At 75.7% G+C, this 6792-nt stretch carries 8 protein-coding genes and 1 pseudogene; 4 read left to right on the top strand and 5 right to left on the bottom strand.

Features of this window, described 5'->3' with window-relative positions; all coding sequences use genetic code 11:
• A pseudogene (locus ACQRUO_RS01880) lies at nt 1-651 on the top strand (hypothetical protein); the annotation flags it as partial.
• A 50-nt stretch (nt 652-701) separates the two neighbouring features.
• Here ACQRUO_RS01880 and ACQRUO_RS01875 read toward each other — a convergent pair.
• Nucleotides 702-1286 carry a TetR family transcriptional regulator gene (locus ACQRUO_RS01875; protein ID WP_428313865.1) on the bottom strand — a complete coding sequence of 195 codons (585 nt, stop codon included), beginning with the start codon at nt 1284-1286 and terminating at the stop codon, nt 702-704.
• 144 nt (nt 1287-1430) lie between these two features.
• On the opposite strand from ACQRUO_RS01875, the gene ACQRUO_RS01870 reads away from it, so the two are divergent.
• Nucleotides 1431-1748 (top strand): hypothetical protein, encoded by a 318-nt coding sequence (locus tag ACQRUO_RS01870; RefSeq protein ID WP_428313864.1) that lies wholly within the window; start codon nt 1431-1433, stop codon nt 1746-1748.
• A 64-nt stretch (nt 1749-1812) separates the two neighbouring features.
• Here the strand turns inward: ACQRUO_RS01870 and ACQRUO_RS01865 are convergent, their stop codons facing one another.
• Together ACQRUO_RS01865 and ACQRUO_RS01860 are read right to left on the bottom strand one after the other, a co-directional pair.
• Complete coding sequence (locus tag ACQRUO_RS01865; protein ID WP_428313863.1) at nt 1813-2700, bottom strand: class I SAM-dependent methyltransferase; 888 nt, start codon at nt 2698-2700, stop codon at nt 1813-1815.
• Between the two features lie 137 nt (nt 2701-2837).
• The gene (locus ACQRUO_RS01860) at nt 2838-3833 is read right to left on the bottom strand and encodes an iron-siderophore ABC transporter substrate-binding protein (RefSeq protein ID WP_428313862.1); all 996 of its coding nucleotides are present in this window, start codon (nt 3831-3833) and stop codon (nt 2838-2840) included.
• Between the two features lie 85 nt (nt 3834-3918).
• Here ACQRUO_RS01860 and ACQRUO_RS01855 point away from each other — a divergent pair, with 85 nt between their 5' ends.
• On the top strand, nt 3919-4641 hold the full coding sequence (locus ACQRUO_RS01855; RefSeq protein ID WP_428313861.1) for an HAD family hydrolase: 723 nt from the start codon (nt 3919-3921) through the stop codon (nt 4639-4641).
• Between the two features lie 69 nt (nt 4642-4710).
• Here ACQRUO_RS01855 and ACQRUO_RS01850 read toward each other — a convergent pair whose 3' ends face one another.
• Nucleotides 4711-4941 (bottom strand): hypothetical protein, encoded by a 231-nt coding sequence (locus tag ACQRUO_RS01850; protein ID WP_428313860.1) that lies wholly within the window; start codon nt 4939-4941, stop codon nt 4711-4713.
• A 551-nt stretch (nt 4942-5492) separates the two neighbouring features.
• Here ACQRUO_RS01850 and ACQRUO_RS01845 point away from each other — a divergent pair.
• The gene (locus ACQRUO_RS01845; RefSeq protein ID WP_428313859.1) at nt 5493-5876 is read left to right on the top strand and encodes a cold-shock protein; all 384 of its coding nucleotides are present in this window, start codon (nt 5493-5495) and stop codon (nt 5874-5876) included.
• A 43-nt stretch (nt 5877-5919) separates the two neighbouring features.
• Here ACQRUO_RS01845 and ACQRUO_RS01840 read toward each other — a convergent pair whose 3' ends face one another.
• Nucleotides 5920-6771 carry a 1,4-dihydroxy-6-naphthoate synthase gene (locus ACQRUO_RS01840; RefSeq protein ID WP_428313858.1) on the bottom strand — a complete coding sequence of 284 codons (852 nt, stop codon included), beginning with the start codon at nt 6769-6771 and terminating at the stop codon, nt 5920-5922.
• Nucleotides 6772-6792 lie beyond the last annotated feature (21 nt).

The following is a 6792-nucleotide window of genomic DNA, read 5'->3' as shown; positions in this document are numbered from 1 at the left end:
CCCGAACGGCCGGCCGAGGCCGAGCCGGCCGACGGCGTGCCGGCCGACGGCGTGCCGGCCGACGCCGGTTCGCCGGCCGCCTGGCTGATCGCGCCCGCCTCACCGGGGCCGATGCGGCCGCCGACCGCCGCCGACTTCCCGGGTTGGGACTCGGTGGTGATCGACTTCCCGCCGGACGACACCGAGTCGGCCGCCGAGCGCGCGGTGCCCGAACCGCGCGCCGCGGTCGAGGCGGCGGAGGCGGAGCCGGACCAGGCGGCCGGCGCAGCGCAGCCGAAGCGGTCGCTGCTGGCCGGGCGGCGGCCCTCGCCGCTGCTGCTGCTCTCCTCCGGGGTGCTGGTCGGCGGGGCGGTCTCCGGGGTGGTCCTGGTGCTGCTGGCCGGCTGGGGGCTGGCCTACCTGTCGGCCAAGCTCGGTGACCTGACCAAGAAGTTCGCGGTCTTCGGGATCCCGCTGCTCACCATGAGCGTCTCCACCTTCTGGTTCTGGGGGCGGACCGAGGGCCGCTGGGGCTCGCCGCTGGCGAAGGGCGCGCCGATGACGCACGCCGCCTGGTCCGCGGCCCCCGGGGTGCTGCGGGTGGCGGGGGTGCTGTCGGCGGTCTTCCTGCTGCTGGTGGCGATGAAGCGGCGCGGGCCGAAGGCCGGCTGAGGGCCGGTCGGGCGCGGCTCGGGCGGCCGGCGAGATCCGTCAGGCAGGCGCTACGCCCCGAGCTTGCGGACCAGCGCGACCAGCGCCGCCCGCCGGGTGGCCCGGCTGTCCTCGCCGGTGCCGGCCATGACCATCGCGACCACCTTCGGGGCGGCGAACCACCAGGCGGAGAGCGCGAAGACCGCGTAGAGCAGGTGCTCGGCGGGCAGCTCCCCGCTCACCGTGCCGGCCTGCTGGGCCTGCGCGACGGCGTGCACCCGCTTGGCGTAGTACGCGCTGCGCTCGGTGTCCCGCTCGGTGGGGTACGGCTCCAGCAGCAGGCCCTCCCAGCGCAGCAGGCGCAGGAAGGTGGGGTTGCCGGTGTGCCAGTCGAAGAGCAGGCCGGCGAACTCGCCGAGGTCGTCGCAGTACTCGGGCAGCGGGGAGGCGGCGGCCATCACCTTGGTCAGCTCGTGGTCGATGACGTGTCCGAAGAGCTGCTGCTTGTTGCCGAAGTACTGGTAGATCCGCTCCTTGTTGACCCCGGCCGACTTGGCGATCCGGTCCACCCGGGCGCCTTCGGGGCCGTACTCGGCGAACTCCTGCACGGCGGCGTCGAGCAGCAGCTGCTTGGTTCTCCCGGTGTCCCATGCCATGCCAGCAGCCTACGCACTCCAACTGGATGGTTGGACATCGCCGGAGCCCTCTGGCAAACTCCAACCAACCAGTTGGTTGGAGTTTCGCCCGCAGCACTCGGGCGCCGCTCCGCCGACGATCGACGAGTTCTCGGGGGTTCCGCCATGCCTGCTCCGACGACGTCCGCCGCACCCGCGACCCCCGGGGTCGCCGCCACCGCGGTCCCTGCGGCCCCGGCGCCCGCGCCGACCGTGCACCACCGCGCCCTCTACACCTGGCTGGCGGTCTACCCGACGATCACCCTCGCCTCGGTGCTGACCGCCCCGCACACCACCCACCTGCCGGTCTACCTGCGCACCGGGCTGCTGGTCACCCTGGTGGTCCCGGTCGTGGTCTACGGGCTGATGCCGGCGCTGCTCAAGGGCCACACGGCCGCCGCCGGCCGCCGCGCCGCCCGTCGCACCCGCCTCGCCCGGCGGTAGCCGCCGGGGTCGGGGGCGGGAGCGCCGGCGCGCTCCCCAGCCGACGTGATCCGAAAGACACGCCCTAGTCCCGCAGCGCGGTGGTGTACCGGATCGCGGTGCGGCGCACCAGGCTGCCGTCCGGGCCGGCCAGCGGGGCGAGGGAGGCCAGGGCGGCCGCGCGGGCCTCGTCGAGGCGTTCGGCCGGGATCGCCTCCAGGAGTCCGCGCCAGCCGCCGGCCCGCTGCGAGCGCCACCAGGCCGCGGCGTCCGGGTAGTGGGTGACGGCGCAGTGTTCGACCGCTCGTACGTCGGTGAAGCCGGCCCGGTGCAGCAGTTGGGCGGCCTCCTCGGGGCTGCGGCCCAGCGGGTTGAACCGGGCCGCCCGGCTCTGCCGCAGCCGGGCGGCCTCCGGCGGCAGGAAGGCGTTGAGCGCCGCGCGCGGGCGCTCCCAGCCCGGCTCGTCCGCGCCGAACGCGGTGAAGCCGAACCGCCCGCCGGGCACCAGCACCCGGTGCACCGAGGCCAGCGCGGCCGCCGGGTCGGGGGTGAAGATCACTGCGAACGAGGAGAGCGCGGCCTCGAAGGAGCCGTCCGGGAAGCCGAGGTCCTCGGCGTCGTCGATCCGGACGCAGACGTTGCGCAGTCCGCGGCCGGCGGCCTGGGCGGCGGTGGCGCGGACCATGCCGTCGGCCAGGTCGACCCCGACCACGTAGCCCTCCCGGCCGACCTCGGCCAGCGCCGCGAAGAGCACCGCACCGCGGCCGCAGCCGATGTCCAGCACCCGGTCGCCGGGGCGCAGGCCGGCCAGCCGGGCCAGCCGGGCGCCGATCGGGTTGAAGAACGCGCCGTTGGCCTCGTCGTACTCGTCGGCCGCGAGGCTGAAGGCCTTGGCCAGCGCGGCCTTGCGGCGGCGGCCGGCGTCGGTGTCCGGTTCGGCGGGTGACTCACCTCGGAGCTGAGTGTTCGTCATATCGTCATGGTGGTCCTGCTGTGGCGCGCGTCACAAGGGGGCGAAGCGGGGCGCGGCGGATCGCGGCGGCGCAGTCGGGCTCCCCGGGCGCCGAGCGGGCGGCGGTCGAGCGGCGGTCGAGCGGTCGCGTCGGGCCTTCAGGCGCCGAGCAGGCAGCGCAGTTGGGCGAGCAGCTGGTCGGCCCCGGTGTAGCCGATGCCCTCGAACCAGAGCCGGTCGTCGACCCGGAAGGCGCGCCGGGCCCGGACCGCGCCGAGCGACTGCCAGCCGGCCCCGGTCAGCACGGCGGTCGCGCCGGCGGCGTCGGGGTCGCCGTGCACCGCGTACAGCAGCAGGTCGCCGTCGGCGCCGGCCAGTTGGTCGGGGGGCACCTCCAGGGCGAACCGGTCGGCGTTCTGGGCCTCGGGCCGGCCGAGCTGGAGGTCGGCGAGCACGCTTCCGGGGAAGTTCTGCCGCCCGTAGAGCCGGATCCGGCCGCCCGGGACGAACCGGACCAGGCTGATCCGGCGCCCGGCGGTGGCGCCCGGCCCGCCGAGCGCCCGCAGGGTCTGGGCGAGCTGGCCGCGGTAGGCCTCGGCCACCGTCTCGGCCGCGGCCTGCCGGCCCAGTGCCCGGGCGTGCAGCTGGACGTTCTCCTTCCACGGGGAGCCGGTGGTGTGGGTGAGCACGGTCGGGGCGATCGCGCGCAGCTGCTGGAAGCGGTCGCCGTCGCGGAGCAGGCTGCCCAGGATCAGCTGCGGGCGCAGTGCGGCGATCGCGGCCGGGTCCGGGGCGCCGACGGTGCCGGTCGGGGCGATCTCGGCGAGCCGGGCGGGCGGCCAGTAGTCCGGCAGGCCGGGGTCCGCGGCCGGCCGGCAGGCGCCGACCGGGGTGATGCCCAGGGTCATCGCGGAGTCCAGCTCGGCGGTGTCCAGCACCACCACCCGCCGCGGCTCCGCGGGCACCAGGACCGGGCCGGTGGCCGCCGTGACGGTCGCGGCGGGTGCCGGCCCGCCGGTGTCGAGCGCGGACCGCGGGGCGCGGAAACCGGGGGCCCGCAGGCCCGGCAGCCGGTCGCAGCCGTCGAGCACGGACGCCAGGGCGGCACCGAGGGCGGCGGTCAGGACGGTGCGGCGGGGCGGGGGACGGCGCATCCGGGCTCCTCTGACCGATCATCAGCTGAACTATGTCCCGAATGTCGCGAAAATATCGTTTTGCGACTGGCTTTAGGCTGTTGGAATGTCTGCTGGAACGTCTGCTGCCCTGCCCGCCGGAGTCCCCGGCGGTCCCGGACCCACTGCTCCGCTCACGGTCGGCTTCGACCTCGACATGACCCTGCTCGACACCCGCCCGGGCATCAAGGCCACCTACCTGGCGCTCTCCGCCGAGACCGGTACCTACGTCGACGCCGACCTGGTGGTCACCCGGCTCGGTCCGCCGCTGACCGTCGAGCTGGCCAACTGGTTCGAGGCGGAACGGGTGCCCGCCGTCGCGGACCGCTACCGCGAGCTCTACCGCGACCACGCCTTCGCCCCCACCGTGCCGCTGCCCGGCGCGCTCGACGCGGTGGCCGCGGTGCGGGCCGCCGGCGGCCGGGTCGCGGTGATCACCGGCAAGTACGAGCCCAACGCGCGGCTGCACCTGGAGCACGCCGGCATCGAGTTCGACGCCCTGGTCGGCGACCTGTGGGCGGAGACCAAGGGCGTGGCGCTGCGCGAGCTGGGGGCCGGGATCTACGTGGGCGACCACCTCGGCGACATCGTCGGGGCGCGGGCGGCCGGGGCGCTGGCGGTCGCGGTGGCCACCGGGCCGTACGACACCGCACAGCTGGCCGCGGCCGGCGCCGACGTGGTGCTGTCCGACCTGCGCGCCTTCCCGCAGTGGCTGGCCGACTTCCGGCGCCGTGCGACGGGGGCCGGGACCGGGGCCGGATCGGGGTCCGGAGCCGCGGCGGCGCACTGAGCCCGCGGCGCCGCGCCGGGGCGACGCGCCCGGGCGCCGGGTCGCGGCCGGGAGTCCCCGGCAGTGGCCTCAGCCCTGGGCGTTCGCCCGGCGGCGCTGGGCCCGGGCCGAGCGGAACATGCCGACCAGCGCCAGCAGGAAGCCGACCGGCATCAGCATGCAGGCGAAGTAGGCCGGGGTGGGCAGCGGGGTGAGGTGCAGGAAGAGCGGGACGAAGGTCGCCAGCACGGCCAGCGAGCCCAGCACGAAGACCACCGCACCCACCTTGACCAGGCCCTCGCCGGACTCCTTGTCGCTCACCGCAGTTCTCCTCAAGCTCGGGTCCACCGGGGGACCGACCACCGCTCCCGGGGGTGCCCGGAGCTCGCCGTCCCAGTTTCGCAGAGTCCGCCGGTGGGGCGGGGCCCGACCGACCGGTCCCCCGCCCGCCCGCTGCGACCTGCGCCGATCCGGCCGCCGTCACTGCCTGCGGTTCGCCGGGGACAGCGAGTTTCGAACGCCCGGTGCCGCGGGTATGCAGCTTCTCGCACGGGGTCGCCCGACCCCGATTCCTACCTGCCAGGGGGTGTGAGCCTTGACGATCGGCCGAGCGGCCTCGTCCGGCCGCACCGCCGTGCCCAGGTCGGCCTTCCTCGCCAGAACCGGACAGCGACCACCGGACGTGTGCGAGTGAAACCCCCGCGCGGTCGTTAGCCTGCTGCCGACGGTCCGCCGTTCCCCGGCCCATCCCCCCGCCCGCGTCCCCCGCCCACCAGCGCCGGACGCACCGCGCGACCGGGCCACCCCACCCCCGTACCAGGCACCCCGGCGACGTCGCCGGGGCGCCTCTACCCACACCGAGGACATTCGAGATGCCCACCGGCCAGGTCAAATGGTTCAACGAGACGAAGGGTTTCGGCTTCCTGTCGCGCGACGACGGTGAGGACGTCTTCGTCCACAGCAAGGCACTGCCCGCCGGGCTGAGCACGCTCAAGCCGGGTCAGCGGGTGGAGTTCGGCGTGGTCGCGGGGCACCGCGGCGAGCAGGCGATGGGGGTGACCCTGCTGGACGCGCTGCCGTCGGTGGCCGCCGCGCAGCGCCGCAGCGCCGACGACATGGCACCGATCGTGCAGGACCTGATCACCATGCTGGACGGCGCGCTGCCCGGCCTCCAGCACGGCCGCTACCCGGCCAAGCCGGTCGGCCAGAAGCTGGCGGCGGCGCTGCGCGCGGTGGCCGACCAGTTCGACGTCTGAGCCGGGCGCCCGGCCGGCCCGCCCCGCCGCCGGAGCCGCCGCCTCACGGGAAGGCGAGCGCCTCCGGGGGCAGCGCCGGCACCAGGCCCTGCTCGGCCGCCCGGTCGAGCAGGGCCCGCACCGCCGCGTAGCCCTCCTCGCCGAGGTCGGCGGTGAACTCGTTCACGTAGAGCCCGATGTGCTGGTCGGCCACCGCCGGGTCCATCTCCTGGGCGTGCGCCAGCACGTACGTCCGGGAGGCCGCCGGGTCGGCCCAGGCCGCCTCGACCGAGTCGCGGACGGCCGCCGCCAGCTCGCGCAGCCGCGCCGCGCCCAGCGAGCGCTTGGCGATGATCGCGCCGAGCGGGATCGCCAGCCCGGTGCGCTCCTCCCAGGCCTCGCCCATGTCGGCGAGCTTGACCAGCCCGTACTGCCGGTAGGTGAACCGCGCCTCGTGGATCACCAGGCCGGCGTCCACCCGGCCGTCCCGGACCGCCGGCATGATCTCGTGGAACGGCAGCACCACGACCTCGCCCAGCCCGCCCGGCACCGCCTGCGCCGCCCAGAGCCGGAAGAGCAGGTAGGCGGTGGACCGCTCGCTGGGCACCGCCACCGTCTTCCCGGTCAGGTCGGCCGCGCCGTCCTCGGGCCGGGTGAGCACCAGGGGGCCGCAGCCACGCCCCAGCGCCCCGCCGCACGGGAGCAGCGCGTACTCGTCGAGCAGCCAGGGCAGCGCCGCGTAACTGACCTTCAGCACGTCCAGCTCGCCGCGCTCGGCCAGCGTGTTGGTCACGTCGATGTCGGCGAAGGTGACCTCGGGCGCGTCGACGCCGGGGAGCAGCCCGTGGGTCCAGGCATGGAAGACGAAGGTGTCGTTCGGGCAGGGCGAGTAGGCGATCCGCAGCGGCTCGGCCATCGACGGCCTCCTCAGGTCGGT

The organism is Kitasatospora sp. LaBMicrA B282 (genome assembly GCF_050325825.1).
In the GTDB taxonomy this organism is placed as follows: domain Bacteria; phylum Actinomycetota; class Actinomycetes; order Streptomycetales; family Streptomycetaceae; genus Kitasatospora.
The sequence above is the reverse complement of the archived record's forward strand: the minus strand, read 5'-3'. Positions and strand labels throughout refer to the sequence as shown.

Coding starts and splice junctions, on each gene's coding strand:
- ACQRUO_RS01875 (WP_428313865.1), bottom strand. CDS start 1,286: ATGGCATGGGACACCGGGAGAACCAAGCAGCTGCTGCTCGACGCCGCC.
- ACQRUO_RS01870 (WP_428313864.1), top strand. CDS start 1,431: ATGCCTGCTCCGACGACGTCCGCCGCACCCGCGACCCCCGGGGTCGCC.
- ACQRUO_RS01865 (WP_428313863.1), bottom strand. CDS start 2,700: ATGACGAACACTCAGCTCCGAGGTGAGTCACCCGCCGAACCGGACACC.
- ACQRUO_RS01860 (WP_428313862.1), bottom strand. CDS start 3,833: ATGCGCCGTCCCCCGCCCCGCCGCACCGTCCTGACCGCCGCCCTCGGT.
- ACQRUO_RS01855 (WP_428313861.1), top strand. CDS start 3,919: ATGTCTGCTGGAACGTCTGCTGCCCTGCCCGCCGGAGTCCCCGGCGGT.
- ACQRUO_RS01845 (WP_428313859.1), top strand. CDS start 5,493: ATGCCCACCGGCCAGGTCAAATGGTTCAACGAGACGAAGGGTTTCGGC.
- ACQRUO_RS01840 (WP_428313858.1), bottom strand. CDS start 6,771: ATGGCCGAGCCGCTGCGGATCGCCTACTCGCCCTGCCCGAACGACACC.